The 16,348-nt window shown below is 40.0% G+C and carries 19 protein-coding genes; 5 read left to right on the forward strand and 14 right to left on the reverse strand.

From position 1 onward, the window contains the following. Positions 1–19: 19 nt before the first annotated feature. Positions 20–967: a YybS family protein gene (locus Len3610_RS15635; RefSeq protein WP_176448771.1), complete on the reverse strand. Its 948-nt coding sequence runs from the start codon at positions 965–967 to the stop codon at positions 20–22. Positions 968–1,232: 265 nt separating this feature from the next. On the opposite strand from Len3610_RS15635, the gene Len3610_RS15640 reads away from it, so the two are divergent. Genes Len3610_RS15640 through Len3610_RS15655 form a run of 4 tightly spaced genes read left to right on the forward strand, consistent with a single transcriptional unit; the run spans position 1,233 to position 3,832 of the window. Then, the gene (locus Len3610_RS15640; protein WP_255259919.1) at positions 1,233–1,730 is read left to right on the forward strand and encodes a DUF1189 family protein; all 498 of its coding nucleotides are present in this window, start codon (positions 1,233–1,235) and stop codon (positions 1,728–1,730) included. A gap of 12 nt (positions 1,731–1,742) precedes the next feature. Then, positions 1,743–2,507, forward strand: a complete 765-nt coding sequence (modA, locus tag Len3610_RS15645) for a molybdate ABC transporter substrate-binding protein (RefSeq protein ID WP_176448773.1) — start codon at positions 1,743–1,745, stop codon at positions 2,505–2,507. Positions 2,508–2,519: 12 nt separating this feature from the next. Then, positions 2,520–3,197: a molybdate ABC transporter permease subunit gene (modB, locus tag Len3610_RS15650; protein ID WP_176448774.1), complete on the forward strand. Its 678-nt coding sequence runs from the start codon at positions 2,520–2,522 to the stop codon at positions 3,195–3,197. Between the two features lie 17 nt (positions 3,198–3,214). Continuing rightward, positions 3,215–3,832, forward strand: coding sequence for an ATP-binding cassette domain-containing protein (locus Len3610_RS15655; protein ID WP_176448775.1), 618 nt, complete (start codon positions 3,215–3,217; stop codon positions 3,830–3,832). A 559-nt stretch (positions 3,833–4,391) separates the two neighbouring features. Here the strand turns inward: Len3610_RS15655 and rpsR are convergent. The 7 genes from rpsR to Len3610_RS15690 all read right to left on the reverse strand — a co-directional run bounded on the left by rpsR (position 4,392) and on the right by Len3610_RS15690 (position 9,362). Beyond that, positions 4,392–4,622: a 30S ribosomal protein S18 gene (gene rpsR / locus Len3610_RS15660; protein ID WP_176448776.1), complete on the reverse strand. Its 231-nt coding sequence runs from the start codon at positions 4,620–4,622 to the stop codon at positions 4,392–4,394. Between the two features lie 84 nt (positions 4,623–4,706). Further along, positions 4,707–5,177: a single-stranded DNA-binding protein gene (gene ssb / locus Len3610_RS15665; protein ID WP_176448777.1), complete on the reverse strand. Its 471-nt coding sequence runs from the start codon at positions 5,175–5,177 to the stop codon at positions 4,707–4,709. Between the two features lie 15 nt (positions 5,178–5,192). After that, positions 5,193–5,483 (reverse strand): 30S ribosomal protein S6, encoded by a 291-nt coding sequence (gene rpsF / locus Len3610_RS15670; RefSeq protein WP_176448778.1) that lies wholly within the window; start codon positions 5,481–5,483, stop codon positions 5,193–5,195. A 169-nt stretch (positions 5,484–5,652) separates the two neighbouring features. Further along, positions 5,653–6,753, reverse strand: a complete 1,101-nt coding sequence (gene ychF, locus Len3610_RS15675; protein ID WP_176448779.1) for a redox-regulated ATPase YchF — start codon at positions 6,751–6,753, stop codon at positions 5,653–5,655. A gap of 398 nt (positions 6,754–7,151) precedes the next feature. Then, a complete protein-coding gene (locus Len3610_RS15680; protein WP_176448780.1) occupies positions 7,152–7,349 on the reverse strand; it encodes a DUF951 domain-containing protein in 198 nt (65 codons plus the stop codon). Positions 7,350–7,363: 14 nt separating this feature from the next. After that, positions 7,364–8,266: a mechanosensitive ion channel family protein gene (locus Len3610_RS15685; RefSeq protein ID WP_176448781.1), complete on the reverse strand. Its 903-nt coding sequence runs from the start codon at positions 8,264–8,266 to the stop codon at positions 7,364–7,366. A gap of 70 nt (positions 8,267–8,336) precedes the next feature. Next, positions 8,337–9,362, reverse strand: coding sequence for a YkvI family membrane protein (locus tag Len3610_RS15690; RefSeq protein WP_176448782.1), 1,026 nt, complete (start codon positions 9,360–9,362; stop codon positions 8,337–8,339). An 85-nt stretch (positions 9,363–9,447) separates the two neighbouring features. Between Len3610_RS15690 and yyaC the strand changes: the two genes are divergently transcribed. Continuing rightward, on the forward strand, positions 9,448–10,071 hold the full coding sequence (yyaC, locus tag Len3610_RS15695; RefSeq protein ID WP_176448783.1) for a spore protease YyaC: 624 nt from the start codon (positions 9,448–9,450) through the stop codon (positions 10,069–10,071). Positions 10,072–10,117: 46 nt separating this feature from the next. Here the strand turns inward: yyaC and Len3610_RS15700 are convergent, their stop codons facing one another. From Len3610_RS15700 to rsmG, 6 genes are all read right to left on the reverse strand, one after another. After that, complete coding sequence (locus Len3610_RS15700) at positions 10,118–10,822, reverse strand: DUF554 domain-containing protein (RefSeq protein ID WP_176448784.1); 705 nt, start codon at positions 10,820–10,822, stop codon at positions 10,118–10,120. A gap of 25 nt (positions 10,823–10,847) precedes the next feature. After that, positions 10,848–12,002, reverse strand: a complete 1,155-nt coding sequence (locus Len3610_RS15705) for an aminotransferase class V-fold PLP-dependent enzyme (protein ID WP_176448785.1) — start codon at positions 12,000–12,002, stop codon at positions 10,848–10,850. A 321-nt stretch (positions 12,003–12,323) separates the two neighbouring features. Next, entirely contained in the window at positions 12,324–13,166 is an 843-nt protein-coding gene (locus Len3610_RS15710) for a ParB/RepB/Spo0J family partition protein (protein ID WP_176449714.1), read from the reverse strand. After that, entirely contained in the window at positions 13,147–13,920 is a 774-nt protein-coding gene (locus Len3610_RS15715) for a ParA family protein (protein ID WP_176448786.1), read from the reverse strand. The genes Len3610_RS15710 and Len3610_RS15715 overlap by 20 nt, the downstream gene beginning before the upstream one ends. 200 nt (positions 13,921–14,120) lie before the next feature. Beyond that, positions 14,121–14,981: a nucleoid occlusion protein gene (gene noc, locus Len3610_RS15720; protein WP_176448787.1), complete on the reverse strand. Its 861-nt coding sequence runs from the start codon at positions 14,979–14,981 to the stop codon at positions 14,121–14,123. A gap of 630 nt (positions 14,982–15,611) precedes the next feature. Then, a complete protein-coding gene (rsmG, locus tag Len3610_RS15725) occupies positions 15,612–16,328 on the reverse strand; it encodes a 16S rRNA (guanine(527)-N(7))-methyltransferase RsmG (protein WP_176448788.1) in 717 nt (238 codons plus the stop codon). Between the last annotated feature and the right edge of the window lie 20 nt (positions 16,329–16,348).

Below are 16,348 nucleotides of genomic sequence, written 5' to 3' on the forward strand. Positions count from 1 at the left end.
CTCCTACCTGAACTCCCACTTACGTTTTATCATTGGAAATCCGATCCCTCAAGGAAAATCCGATATCAATTATACCTAACAGCCGAACCAGGAAAAGGAAGATAAACGGTACAAACACTGTCAGAACAATGCTTGCTATCGGCAATGCTTTCGACATCTGTTTTGCATGAGCGTAGTAAAATATAAAGGAAAAACCTTGTAATGCCATTAATATGCCTGTTAACATCAAAACATTATTAACGGCTATAAAAACCATTCCGGAAGGGTCCAGGTTGAATAAAGACATGATTAATGCAAAAAAGTAAATCCAGATTAATGAAACAGGAAGTCTCAGTGTGCGAAACGGCGGAAAATACAATTGTCTGTTTTCCAGCCGGTTAAGGACTTTATAACTGATCCATTGACTGATGAATGCAAGTATCAGTGCTACAATCGCTAACCATGCCGGCAGCAGATCTGTAAGCATCCCCATTTGTTCTGTCAGCATATCAAGCTGGTCCTCTGTGATGTCACCCATACCGAATTGTTCCATCATATCCTGACTCATCGTAATGGACTCTTGAGCCATATTGTCTATTTCATTGACCAGATTTACTTGAAATACATATTGGCTGAATACAAAAACAAACAATAATCCAGCCACAAATCCAATGGTGCCCCTTGCCCATGTTTCATAAGGCGAAAATTTCCTGTGAATGGCACTTCCGATCATAATGCCTCCAAGCCCCATTAACACGGGTATCGGCACGAAAAAAATGGACGTAAGCAATGATGATAGAGCCATAGCTGCTATTAGCATAATGATTGATGGTTTCCAATCATATCTGGAAGCAAACAAAATAAAGGGTACAGGCAGTAAAAATGTAGCGATCAATGTGATCACAGGCACAAAGGCCGAAATCAGCATTAATATCATAAACACTGTTAATAATAGTGCTCCATCTGTCAGTTTTTTCGATTGGTTCATCTAATTGCACCCTCTTCAATCTTTTAAAGCATTATTTTCTTAATGAGAATATCACCTCATTGTTATATGATAACATGATTTAAATCATAATTGGAATTTGAAATGACTGAAACAATGAGTCGCTTCAATCCAGCATCTTATTTCCCGGGAAATATTTTGGGGAATTTGTCGATTTCTTATTTATTCAAGGAATATTCATAGTCAAAGTGTGCTATGAATGATATTTTTTATTATAATGATATATTGTACGACATTGTATCCGGAGATGAAAAGCGTGATATTTTTACGAACATTTTTAGACAGCCTGAAATTGCCGAACAAGAAGGCATTATTCCGATTGAACCGAATCGGAATGGACATCACAGTCGTGTATATGTTTATACTTATGCTGATTGTTGCCATTCCATCATTGACCGGGCAGCTGACCACCGAGGATGGCGCTGGGTCAGCAATGAATCTGCCTTTTTTTCTGATATACTTTTTTATATTTTATTATTTACCGTTAACGATTATCGTTTTTATATATATTTCGTTTGTTGCATTTATCGGGACAGGCATTGCCAAATTATTAAGGCGTAAAATCAAGTTTTCAATCCTTTGGAAGTTGCTTGCGTACACAATAACTGTTCCATCTATACTGTACACACTATTTGCCTTCTTTGTTTCCATTCCTAATGTCTTTGCAGGTGTATTCATCCTGTATACATTGCTGTTCCTGGTCAAAATAATAACTGTTTTTCCTCAGCGAAAAAAACAAAAATAGGAGTTTTTCGTTATGCGGCGGATAATAGCTTTCATGATCATCAGTATACTCTTTCTAACCGGTTGCACAAGTCAGGAGGATTCAGGCGAAACCGTACTGCTTGTAGCTGCTGCTTCAAGTTTATCCGATACGCTTTCTGAACTTAAACAGGAATTCGAGTCAGAACATCCTGACACAACATTAGAGTTGAACTATGGTGCATCCGGTAAACTTTCTCAGCAAATTTCGCAGGGGGCCCCTGTTGATGTATTCCTTTCTGCTGACCAGGAATGGATGGATCAACTTGCCGATGAAGATGTCATTGCAGCGGATACACGAACCGATTTCATTCAAAACAGGCTTGTGGTCATCTCCACTCAGAATACATCTTTTTCAATCAACGAATTGGATGATCTGCCCACACTTAATACAGATCAAATTACAATTGGTGACCCGGAAAGTGTCCCAGCTGGAAAATACGCCGAGCAAGCACTGCGCAATCTTAATATCTGGGAGGAAGCAAAAGAGAAATTTGTATACACGGGCAGTGCACAGCAAACACTTACATATGTTGAATCCGGTAATACAGAAGTTGGTATTGTTTATGCCAGTGATTTGGAACGGTCGGGTTTGGTGAGCGAGCTGTTAACCATAGATGACAACTTGCATGATCCTATCGAATACCCGGCTGCCGTCATTAAATCCAGTCAAGCGACAGAGAAGGCTAATGCGTTTATTCAGTTTTTGCAGACGGACGATGCACAGGCCATTTTTGAGAAATACGGATTTTCGACCTAAAGGGGTATTAAGATGGACTTAACACCATTATATTTGTCACTGAGAATTGCCGGGATTGCAACTGTCATTGTCTTCATTACAGGCGTGTTTTTTGCCCGAATCATAACACGCAGCCGGTTTCCGGGAAAGCGCATTATCGAATCATTATTGATGCTGCCGCTTGTTTTGCCCCCAACAGTTGTCGGATTTGGACTGCTCTATTTATTTGGCAATAACGGTCCAATTGGAACGTTGCTCTTGGAATGGTTTGATTTTCAAGTTGTCTTTACTTGGATAGGTGCTGTCATCGCTGCTATTGTTGTGGCATTTCCACTGATGTATCAGAGTGCAGCAGCTTCATTTCAAAAATACGATCGCAATATAGAGAATGCTGCACGAACAATGGGAGCATCCAGATGGCGGATTTTTTGGACAATCTCTTTCCCGCTTGCATGGCCGGGTTTGCTCGCAGGATTGGTTTTGACTTTTGCCAGAGCGCTTGGTGAATTCGGTGCCACCTTAATGATTGCCGGCTATATTCCGAATCAAACGGAAACCATTCCGCTGGCAATTTATTTTGCAGTCGAATCAGGAAATAGGGATGTGGCTTTATTTTGGGTCCTCAGCATTCTGATTATTGGATTTGCCGCTATTTTATGGCTGAATTGGTGGAGTGGACGAAATATTTTACGTTTCAGAAGTGAGGACTGACAAGGCGGGGATTGATTATGCTTTTTGTTGATATACAAAAAAAAATGCCATCATTCTTGTTGGATGTCCATTTTAAGGTCAGCAGTGAAATTGTTGTCCTATTTGGCCCATCAGGTGCCGGTAAAACAACCATACTGAATTGTATTGCCGGCCTTAGCCAGCTTGACTCCGGACAAATCTCACTAAATCAGCGGGAATTTCACCCTCATAACAAGAAACCTGTACCAGCAGCAAAGCGGCATGTTGGTTATGTGTTCCAGGATTATGCGTTATTCCCGCACATGACGGTCGAAAAAAATATCCGATACGGGCTGAAAGATGAGCAATTACTGTATCAACTTGTTGAATTGATGGGTATCAACCATTTACTTGATAACTATCCACACCAAATATCCGGTGGCGAAAAACAGCGGGTTGCGCTTGTGCGTGCATTCGTAACGAAACCGGAAGCACTGTTGCTTGATGAACCTTTTTCATCCCTGGACCAACAGACAAAACAGGAATGCCAGCATGAATTGTTACATCTCCATAAAACATGGAATATACCAATGATTTTGGTTACTCATGATGAAGAAGAAGCCAGTAAGCTTGGTGATCGCATTTTGAAAATGGATAAAGGCAAACTTATTTTGTAGACCCTTTTCGTAAACTTTGGTGCTTTTTAACCTCGTATTTGATATGACTGCGACATAAGAGCAATGTTGATTTCCGTTCCGGCCAGTCGCGCACCTTAGGGCAACGCTTCAGCCTCTTCGGAAGAAAACCGCTACCTCGAAAAAGAAAACCACTTTTTCTTCGTGCGATGCATCGCTGTCTAAGCTTTCTTTGTCCTGCGGGGTCTTCAGCTGCCCGCTTTCCCGCAGGAGTCGACTGGCCTACACTCCAATCAACACTCTCAAGAGAGGTTTAATTACACGATAAATAAATTTGATTATAAACCACCAAACAGCGGAGGAAATACGCGGAGACTCCTGCGGGAGGAAAGGCCTCGGTGAGACCCCGGAGCGCGCCAGCGCGAGGAGGCTCACCAGCCGCCCGCGGAAAGCGGAGCGTATTTCCGGAGCGGTGTTCCTCCTCTCAACCATTATTTCTCTACGTCACAGTATATGGATTTTGTGGCAACAACAATCTTTGAGAAAACAGCATTTTTGTAAAAAGCCCGATTCACACAACAGTGTGGATCGGGCTTTTTGATTACTCCGCGACAAATGGCAATAATGCCATTTGACGGGCACGTTTGATTGCTTTTGTCAGTTTACGCTGATATTTTGCAGAAGTGCCTGTTACACGGCGAGGAAGGATTTTTCCACGCTCGGAGATAAATTTTCTCAAAAGGTCAACATCTTTATAATCAATGTGTGTAATACCATTTGCTTTAAAGTAACAGACTTTACGACGTCTTGAACGACCGCGACGTGCTGCCATGTGTAAACCCTCCTTTTTTATAAGACAGAAGGATTCAAATTGGTTTTAATTCCATTAGCGGAATTTATTATCCTCTGCTTCTGTCTAAAATGGTAAATCATCGTCTGATATATCAATTGGTTCTCCATTATCTTTGAATGGATTTTCATTCGATTGGTTTTGATTTGTCTGGTTCTGATTTTGGTTCTGGTTTGACTGGAATCCTGATGTTTGCTGATCTCTGTTTTGTGAAGCTCCCTTTGATTCCAGGAACTGAACACTATCTGCTACCACTTCAGTTACAAAGACGGTATTTCCGTCCCGCCCTTCAAATGTGCGTGATTGCAGACGGCCGTCCACGCCAATCATGCTGCCTTTTTTCATGTAGGTTGCCAGGTTTTCAGCAGCTCTGCGCCATACGACGCAATTAATGAAATCGGCATCCCGATTCCCCTGCTGATTGGAAAAAGGGCGATTGACTGCAATTGTGAAATTGGCTACAGCAACGCCATTTGGTGTATAACGTAAATCAGGATCCTTCGTTAATCTGCCAACTAATACGACACGATTTAACATCAGAACCACTCCCTATTATTGATCATCTTCCCGAATAGCCATATGACGGATTATGTCATCGGTAAACTTCGCCTGGCGATCAAATTCATTGATTGCATTTTCATCACCGCTGAAATTAATGACAACATAATAGCCATCACGATAGTCGTTGATTTCATATGCAAGACGTCGCTTGCCCTTTTCATCAACTTTTTCAATTTCCGCCCCATTATCCGTTAACACGTTGCTGAAACGCTCAATTAAGTTTGTTTGAGCTTCCTCTTCCATGTCCGGGCGGATGATATACATGATTTCGTATTTCCTCATCCGTTACACCTCCTTTTGGTCTTAGCGGCCCTTTTACTGCGAAAAGAGCAAGGAGTAATCTTATTTTCATTACTCACAATGGTGTATTATATCAAAACACACCCTGAAAAACAAGCATTCGAGAGATCCTGATTTGTTATATCAAAAACGACAATCTTTCAGAAAAGACCTAGACATTAAACCTGAAGTGGATAACATCACCGTCTTGAACAATATACTCTTTACCTTCCAGGCGAACGGTGCCTTTTTCCCGTGCTTTAGGCATTGATCCGGCTTCCATCATATCTTCATAGGAGATCGTTTCCGCTTTGATAAAGCCACGTTCAAAATCGGTATGGATTATGCCTGCTGCCTGTGGTGCTTTGATCCCTTTGCGGAATGTCCATGCCCGCACTTCCGGTTCACCTGCTGTAAAGAACGTGCCGAGACCCAATAAGTTGTAGGAGGCTTTAATTAACTGATCAAGCCCTGACTCTGCAATTCCTGAATCTTGCAGAAACAATTCCTTTTCTTCTAAATCCAATTCAGCAATTTCTTCTTCAATTTTAGCACACACAACAATGACTTCAGCATTTTCATTAGCAGCGTATTCTTTTACTTTTTGTATCGCTTCATTTGCTTCCGGATTCCCTACATCTTCTTCACTTACATTAGCAGCGTATAGTGCAGGTTTACTTGTCAGTAAATGAAGATCCCTTACCAATTTCCATTGTTCATCCGTTAATTCAATTGCCCGAACTGGTTTTTCTGCCTCAAGCCCTTCTTTTAGTTTTTCAAGCAGATTATATTCTGCCAGGGCTTCTTTCTCCTTCTGCCTGGCCATTTTTTCCACCCGCTGCAGCCGTTTATTAACAGTTTCCAGATCCGCCAAAATAAGTTCCAGGTTAATCGTTTCAATGTCATCAATTGGATCCACTTTACCTGAAACATGCGTGATATTATCATCTCTGAAACAGCGGACTACCTGGACAATGGCATCCACCTGGCGAATATGGGATAAAAACTGATTTCCCAGTCCTTCCCCTTCACTTGCTCCTTTAACAATTCCCGCAATATCCGTAAATTCAAATGTTGTTGGAATTGTTTTTTTCGGATTTACTAACTCAGATAATTTATTTAAGCGATTGTCAGGAACTTCCACAATCCCCACATTCGGATCAATCGTAGCAAACGGATAGTTCGCTGCCTCAGCACCTGCTTGTGTGATAGCATTAAACAATGTTGATTTGCCAACATTCGGAAGCCCGACAATTCCTGCTGTCAAAGACATGTCAACTTTCACTCCTTAAGGATACCATTCATATGAACGCGTCAGTCATACCAATTATAGATAGTAGAGGCACAAATGACAAGCAATCAAAAAGTAAAAATAAGCATTATTAAATGCTTATTTTTACGGATTTACATTGTAAAATTCATTTTTTAGTCCAAATAATGCTTCATTAGAAGAATATATAGCCATTAAATAATTTTTGACCAAATTTTCATCCCGTATGTCATGATCAGTAACCCGCCAGAGTACGGCGGCTAACTTCCCGTAAACGTCCGATTCTGTTCGGGCCTGCACGATGCAGGTCACAGGAGGTGCCCGCACAGGACGCCCGAGGTTTTAGCCTTTGTTCCTTAATATCAGTGGGGAAAAGCGCCCCACTGATTGTTAGTTTCACTTTACGTCTCAGCCCTGTCAACAACTTTTTTCATTTTTTTCGTGAACTCTTTACGCGGAATCATCACACTATGATTGCATCCCTCACATTTTATCCGGATATCCATGCCCATTCGGATAATTTTCCAGCGGTTTTCCCCGCATGGATGCGGTTTTTTCATTTGGACAATATCATTCAAATTAAATTCTTTATCTGCCATATTCTTTTCCTCCCTTACACTTCCCGCTCTGGATCAATTTGCAGTGAATTCGGTTCCTGGTTTCTTGAATACATGACAAGACGTGGAGCAGGAATCTGAATGCCTTTTTTGTAAAGAACTTCTTTGATTTCTTTTCGGATTATCCGGGCTCCTGCCCATTGGTAAGATGGTAATGTTTCGGCAATGATCCGAATGGCATAATGAGATGTTTCCAGCGTTTGCACACCGATTATTTCAGGGTCTTTGACGATTTCCTCATATCGATCCGGCAGTTTCTTGGCAACATCATCAATAATTTGTTCAGCAGCTAAAACATCATTCTCATACGGCACATTAACATCTACAACAGCAAGCCCATTATGAATCGAATAATTAGTTACCTGGGTCACACTCCCGTTCGGCAGCACATGCTGTTCACCAGTCCAGCTTTCTATTTTGGTCGTACGCATGCCGATTTCTTCGACGAACCCTTCAACACCGGATGTGCGCACATAATCTCCCACCGAAAATTGATCCTCAAATATGATGAAGAAACCGGAGATAATATCCCGAACCAGATTCTGAGCACCAAAACCGATTGCTATTCCGGCCACACCGGCTCCGGCTAACAAACTGCCAATTGGTAAATCAAATGCCTCCTGTAGAATCATCATAAAGGCCATAAAATAGACCGTATATTTCAATGTGTTTTTAATTAATTTCTTTAACGTTACCTCACGTCTTTCCGTAATTCGCAATGGCCCCCGGGATCTGCTTTCAAAGAGCCTGTTAATTACCTTGATTCCTATCCGGACAATAATCATGGCAATCAATAGGATCGCGATAGCCTTAAATAAGGCTGTGCCAATTGTAATCCAAAGTTCAGGGCCAGTTACGTATTCCCATAATTCAATAAACTGGTTGCTTATAGAATCCACTCAAAAACCTCCGACATATAATATAAATAAATTTTACAATAACCATCCCATTATGAAAAGAAAAGAACTATTAAAGCTTCCTGGTAGCCGGCTTATTCCATATTGGAAAGAGAAGTAATCGTGTTAAAACATATAAATTCAGCATGCCATATATTGGATAGCTGATATTAATCAGGGTGGAAAAACCAACAGTTGTCAATGGAACCATCGCAAGAATAACAATCGTTGCCAACAGCCAAACAGGGGCGGTCCACCAGCTTCTGATTCGTGTTACAATGCCTAAAATACCTGATGCAGCAGTTGTGAAAATAGCAAACCATAATAGAATCGACATGAAAATCAGTATTTCTACCGGATAATATTGCAATATGGCAAATAATGGTATCTCGTACAATAATAGCTCATCAGCAATTTGAATTAAACTACTGTTATATATAAAGGACAGTACACCCAAAATCAAACCGCTGCCAATAGACGCGACGTATATTTCCTGTTTTGACTTGACTTTGTTGCCGATTGCACCTAAGACAGCAATGAGCGGCAGGATATTCAGTGCAGTAAACGGAAAAGCGGCTGTCCAATTGCGTTGATCATGAATATGGGACCACACATTCAACCCCTGATCATTAATGAATAATAATAAAATATATAATAGCCCGCCCAGCAATAACGGTAAAACAATTTGATTCATCGCGAGCAAACCGTTGATATCTTTCATAAATATGAGAATTAATGCAACAATGATAGCAAGTACGCCCCACCAATACGAAATCTCAAATGCTTGTCCGGTCGCACCGCTTCCCGCAATCATGACAACTGTGGTTGTTGTTAAATATAAAAATATCATCACATCATAGACGGCTGTCAGTTTTTTCCCCACAATATCACGAAGTACCGGCAAATAGTCAGTTGATTGCTTTTGATAGCTGATGTGCATAATGACATAACATGATATTGAAAAAAACACAGCAAATAACAAGATGGCAAGTCCACTTTCATGGCCAAAAAATTGCCATAATTCTCTTCCGGAAGCATAACCTGCCCCAATTGTCGTTCCAATGATTAAAAACATCCATTGCAGACCCGCTCGAAACATTGCTTCTCCTCCATTATGTTTATCAACGTATAGTTTTTAAATTTTTTCCGTATACTAATACCAATATGTTTGTGGAGGATAAGCTATGAATCTAATGAATCGTTTCATTGCAAAAAAAGAAAAATTAAAAATATACTATTCCGATTCGGATCTGTTGGATAAGATGAATGAACGAATCACTTCCTGGCTCCCTGCTGTATCAAAAGAATATGTTATTGTTTGTATTGGAACGGATCGATCAACCGGTGATGCCCTTGGACCTTTAACCGGCTCTTTTTTATCTGAAATGCAACCAAAACATTTGCACATATATGGGACCTTGCCTAACCCGGTACATGCTACGAATATGGAAGCGTATGTGAAACAAATTTATAAACTGCACCGCCATCCATATATCATTGCTGTCGATGCCTCATTGGGTAAAGAAACTTCAGTTGGCCATATTATAACAGATGTTGGATCACTCAACCCCGGGGCAGCATTAAATAAAAATCTTCCCTCCATTGGGGACATTCACATTACAGGTGTTGTGAATATCAGCGGATTTATGGAATATTCAATTTTACAAAATACCAGACTTTCCCTGGTTGTTGATATGGCCAAAAGTATCGCTGCTTTATTGGCAAAAGTTGATCAGCAATTAACCTATGCTGAATCATTTCCAACTAAACTTAATATGAACAACCAAGAGTATAAAAAAGAAATTTAAAAACTCTACCAGCTGCAGTAGAGTTTTTAACATGATTTTAATTCAACTAAAATAATAAATAGACATAATAGACCAGCCCGACTGTTAAAATCGATGGGAGCAGATTACCTACTCTTATTTGAATGACTTTCAATAAATTGAGACCAATTGCCATAATCATTAACCCGCCGACTGCCGTCAATTCAACAATGAGTCCGTTTAAAAATGTCTCAGGTATCCATTGATTAATTTGTGTCGCCAGTAACGCAATCGACCCCTGATAAAGAACTACCGGAACAACGGATAGAATAACACCAAACCCTAATGTTGTTGTTAACACAAGAGCAACAAAACCATCGATGACACCTTTCGTAATGAGCACTTCATGGTCTCCGCGCAAGCCGCCATCCAATGCGCCGATTACTGACATAGCACCAATCACAAAAACAAGTGATGCTGTTATAAACCCTTGAGAAACACTTGTATTGTCATTTGCTGTCGTAAACTTCCTGCCGATCCAATCCCCTATCCGATTAAGTCCTTCTTCCAGATGTATAAACTCTCCAATAATAGCACCTGTCAATAAACTCAATAAAACGACAATAATGGCTTCTGTTGATAACGCCATCTGTAATCCAATTAAGATAACTGCCAGCCCAATACCATGCATGACGGTTTCTTTATATCTTTCCGGTATTTTTGTGAAAAATAACCCAATCAGACTTCCCGCTATAATGCAAATGCCATTTACAATTGTTCCGAGTAAAGCCATAAGTCATTCCTCGTTTTAACGTATTTTAAAGAAGCTTATAGGATTCCGTTATTTCCTGAACTGCCTGTAAAAACTGTTCAACCTCTTCTTCTGTATTATACATACTAAGGCTCGCTCTGACGACACCCTGGTCAGTTGTACTTAACGTTTTGTGGCTTAACGGGCTGCAATGGAGACCTGCACGGACAGCTATATCATAATGTGAGTCAAGAACCATCGCTATTTCCTGTGATGGAATATCCAAAACATTAAAGGCTACCATCGGCATGCGTAGTTTTTGTTGATCTGAGCCATAGCAACTAACGCCATCCAGCTGTTTCAGCCCTTTTAGAAGGGTCTGAGTTAACATTGTTTCACGTGGAACATTTTCATGGTTTCGATTTTCATAACACACCAAAGCAGCATTCATCCCAGCTATACCTGGCGTGTTCAATGTGCCGCTTTCTAATTTTTCCGGCCATTGCGATGGTTGGTCAGGAAGTTCAGAAAAGCTGCCTGTACCACCATGCATGAGTGGATTAATCTCAAATTCACCATTAACCAAAAGCATCCCCGTACCCTGTGGACCTAATAATCCTTTGTGACCAGGAAAAGCTAACATATCAATATTCATCTCCCGCATATTGATGGGTATGTGACCCGCTGTCTGCGATGCATCGACTAGAACCGGTATGTGATATTGTTCAGCAATCAAGGCTGTTTGTTCGATCGGAATAACCTCGCCAGTCACATTAGAAGCATGTGTCATCACAATTAACGTTGCATTTTCGTTTATCGATTGTTTGACCTCTTGTATAAAACTTGATTCATCTTGATTCCATGGTAAATATGTAACATGCACACCGAATTGTTTCTTTATATACTCCAATGGCCTTCGTATGGAATTATGTTCAAAAGTCGTTGCAATAACATGATCCCCTTCTGACCAGGATAAGCCTTTAATGGCCTGGTTTAAGGCAGCCGTTGCGTTTGCAAAAAATAACGCATGTCTTGGGTCACTGCACCCAAAGATACGTGCAGCCCTCTCTCGCGTTTCAACTACAATATCAGCTGCCTCTTTTGCCAGCTTATGACCTCCTCTGCCCGGGTTGGCCCCCACTTCATTTAAAGCATGAATCATCGCCTTTCCTACTTCCGGTGGTTTTGGAAAAGATGATGCAGCCTGATCGAAGTATATCATATCCTATCACCTCACTAAGTATAATTCTATAAATAGGCAGTTTTAAAAAAAATTACTGTTCTTACTATAAACCCATAAACTGTGACGTAACTATCGGAAAGTCTTCATCGCATTCTACCGGGACTGAGTGCTGATTCGTCGCTGCGGAAAGCGGAGCTTATTTCCAGAGCGGCATTATTGCACTCAAATTTTCCACTGTGTCGCAGTTTATATCAATTCCTAGGTTAAAAACAACAGAACTTATAAATAAAAAGACTGACTATATTACCCATAAACTTAAGCCAGTCTTCCTATCTTAATTGCAATTGTTATCATGCAATCTTATTTTTCAAATGTCTCCAGTATCCGCTCAAGATCTTCATTTGAATAAAATTCGATTTCAATTTTCCCTTTACGTTTTCCTTTATTGATTGAAACAGAAGTTCCCAGCCGTTCCCGTAAAACCGATTCTCTTTCCTGCAAAAAGATATCTTTTTTAGGTTTTTCTTTTTTCTTTTTAGGCTGCTTATCGTTCATTTGGATAATTAATTGCTCAACCTGACGGACATTCAGTTTTTCATTTCGAATTTTATTAACAAGCGGGATCACTTTATCCTTATCCTTCACACCAAGCAATGCTCGTCCATGACCCATTGATAGCTCACCATTATTAATATATGCTACTACTTGATCCGGCAGTGATAGAAGGCGGACAATATTTGCAATATGTGATCTGCTTTTTCCCAGTCGTCTTGATAATTCATCCTGTGTCACTCCGAGTTCATTCATTAAATTCTGATAGGCATGGGCTTCTTCAATTGCTGTTAAATCCTCACGCTGCAAATTTTCCAGCAGGGCTACTTCCATCATTTTTTCATCAGTTAAATCTTTGACAACAGCAGGCATCGTTTCCAGTTCTGCTTCTTTTGCAGCCCGGAAGCGCCGTTCACCAACGACAATCTCATAGCCTTTAATACTTTTACGGACAATTAATGGCTGAACAATTCCATATTCCAAAATTGAATCTTTTAATTCCTCTATGGCATCCGCATGAAATGTTTTTCTTGGTTGATAAGGATTTGGACGGCATTCATTCACCGGTACTTCCTGAATGACATCATCACCCTTTTCTTCCAATTCAGGCGGGAAAAATGCGTTAATTCCTTTACCCAACCCTTTCGCCATCATTTATCACTTCCTTCGCTAGTTCAAGATATACTTCAGCACCCTTTGACTTTGGATCATACGTTATGATGGGCTCACCATGACTTGGCGCTTCTCCCAGACGGATATTTCTCGGAATGACCGCTTGATAGACTTTGTCCTGGAAATATTTTTTAACTTCCTCAATAACTTGAATGCCAAGGTTTGTTCTTGCATCAAGCATCGTTAACAGTACGCCCTCAATCATTAAGCTTTTATTTAAATGTTTTTGAACTAACCGAATCGTATTTAATAACTGACTCAAACCTTCAAGTGCATAATATTCACATTGCACCGGTATCAAGACGGTATCTGATGCTGTAAGTGCGTTAATAGTAAGAAGCCCTAATGAAGGCGGACAATCAATGACAATATAATCATATTCCTCTTTTAAATCCTCCAGCGCTTTTTTTAATCGAATTTCACGTGAAATAGTCGAAACTAATTCAATCTCAGCGCCCGAAAGCTGAATAGTGGCAGGTATAATGTCCAAATTTTCAACTTGAGTCGGTACACAGACCTTCTCGGCAGGCAAATCTTCCACTAAAACGTTATAAACACATTGATCCATATCTGCTTTGTTAACCCCTACACCACTTGTCGCGTTGCCTTGTGGATCAACATCTACAACTAACACTTTATTTTTTAAATGTGCAAGACCTGCACTCAAGTTTACTGCTGATGTTGTTTTTCCAACGCCACCCTTTTGATTTGCAATGGCTATAATTTTTCCCATGCTGTCACCTACCTAACATCTATATTTTTAATTCTATCATCTTTTTCAAATCAGCGGCTATTAAAATGAAACTTTAATCAAAAAACGCCTTCTATTTTCTATTGATATACAGGCAGAATGAACACTATAGATTTAAAAACCACTCACCTTATGTTTTCTACTAAGATGAATGGTGTTTTCAATCAATATAATAAAATGTATTATTTCTTTTTCGGTATTTTGATTGTTATTTGATAAAAATCATCAAGATCCTCTTCATCTGTTTCAACATCAATTCCTGTATCAGAAACCATATTTAAGGACTGGCGGATTGTATTCATGGCAATTCGGACATCTTTATTGACGCCTTTACGTTTTGGGCGTTTTTTGGCTGGCTTTTCATCTGGCTGGTTCATTTTCTCAATATATTCTTCTGTCTGTTTTACATTCAAGTCTTTATTCAGGATGAGTTCCAGCACTTTCGCTTGTATTTCCGGATCATCAACTTTTATTAATGCCCGTGCATGCCGTTCGGTTATTTGTTTATCCAGCACTGCTGTTTGTACTTCTTCAGGGAGCTTTAATAACCGTATTTTATTTGCAATGGTTGATTGATTTTTCCCAAGGCGCTGTGCTAATGCTTCCTGTGTTAAGGAATGGAGTTCCAGCAGTCTTTGGTAAGCACTTGCTTCTTCAATAACCGTCAATTCTTCACGCTGAAGATTTTCAATTAACGCAACAGAAGCTATCTCTGTATCTGTCATACCACGAATGATTGCGGGTATTTTCTCCCATTCCAGTGTCTGTACAGCACGCCACCTGCGTTCACCGGCTATCAACTCATATTTATCTTCCTCTTCCAGCTTGCGGACGACAATCGGTTGAATCATACCATGTGTATGTATGGTTTGTGCTAATTCTTGCATTTTCTCTTCATTAAACACAGATCTTGGCTGGAATCTATTAGGCTCTATTTTTTCAATTGGAAGTTCAGTGACCTCATCTGGATGGTAGTTTTCTTCATCTTGGGCCGTATCGTTTTTGTCTCCCATCCCAAAAATTCGGTTTAATGGACTCACCACTTCCAAACACCACCTTTACAAACAAACTCTTAATCTAAATTATGAACAAAAATATGTTGCCGGCCATTAAAATGTTTCACGTGGAACATTTATGCTTACTCCTGTTTATAACATTTTTAACTCTATTGCCTTTATAAAGGAAGCATAAATCGACACAATTCTTACAGGAAGATTCAAATAACTAGACAAGAAAATAACGTTCTATCAAATTCTAAATCTATTCTATCATAGAAATGACTGAATGAGTATGAAATTATAGTATATTAAAGTGAAACTTCATTTTGTGGAGTGGTTTTTTCCACTGATATTAAGGAACAAAGGCTAAGACCGCAACGTCCTGTTGGAACGCCTTTGTGACCTGCATCGTGCAGGCCCGAACAGAATCGGACATTTACTGGCAGTTGCCCAACTTATTCCTTTAGTTTTTCCTCATCATTTTGGAGTGGGGCTTACTGCCACTTATATGCGGGATAAAGTGAAACTTCATTCAGTGGCGTGATTTTTCCACCAGCAGTTTTCCTTGCAAATCCCCACCTATCCTCTTTCGTTCGTTTCATCACCTTGATGTGATTCAGGTTTATTATAGGGGATGAAACGGCTGCAGTCCCCTTTCAAAATATCCAGAGAGAATTATGTGATTGGGTCTTTATTCGGCAATCCTGGCTTTCTTGGGTATTTTTTAGGTGTTTTTCGTTTCTTATGTACTGTTATGATTGAACGTTCACTGTTTTCCTCAGGTAGATGAAAGCCATGAACCGTATCCAATTGACCACCTAAAATACTTATGGCACTTTTGGCATTGTTTAACTCCTCATCAGTCCGGGCACCTTTCATTGCTATAAATACACCATTTACCCGTGTCAATGGCAAACATAGCTCACTTAATACAGACATACGGGCTACAGCTCTGGAAATAGCCATATCAAATGATTCTCGGAATTGGCTGTTTTTGCCAAACGTTTCTGCCCGATCATGATAAAATGCAACATTTGTCAGTTCAAGTTTATCGGCTAAATGCTTTAAGAAATTTATCCTCTTTTGTAATGAGTCCACAATGGTAACATGTAAATCCGGAAAACATATTTTAAGCGGGATACTGGGAAACCCTGCCCCAGCACCCACATCACAAATTGTTAAGTTCCCGGTGAAATCATGATAAAAAGCTGCCGAAACAGAATCATAAAAGTGTTTCAAGTAGACATCTTCTTCAGCTGTTAAGGCAGTCAGATTGATTTTTTCATTCCACTCTGCCAGCACGTCAAAATAAATCGCAAATTGCTCTTTTTGTTGTTCATTTAATTCAATACCATGCCGGCGTAATTCATGGAAAAATTGTTCTGGGTTCATGAATAACCTATCTCCTTAAG

Source organism: Lentibacillus sp. CBA3610, from assembly GCF_013373365.1.
Lineage (GTDB): Bacteria > Bacillota > Bacilli > Bacillales > Amphibacillaceae > Lentibacillus.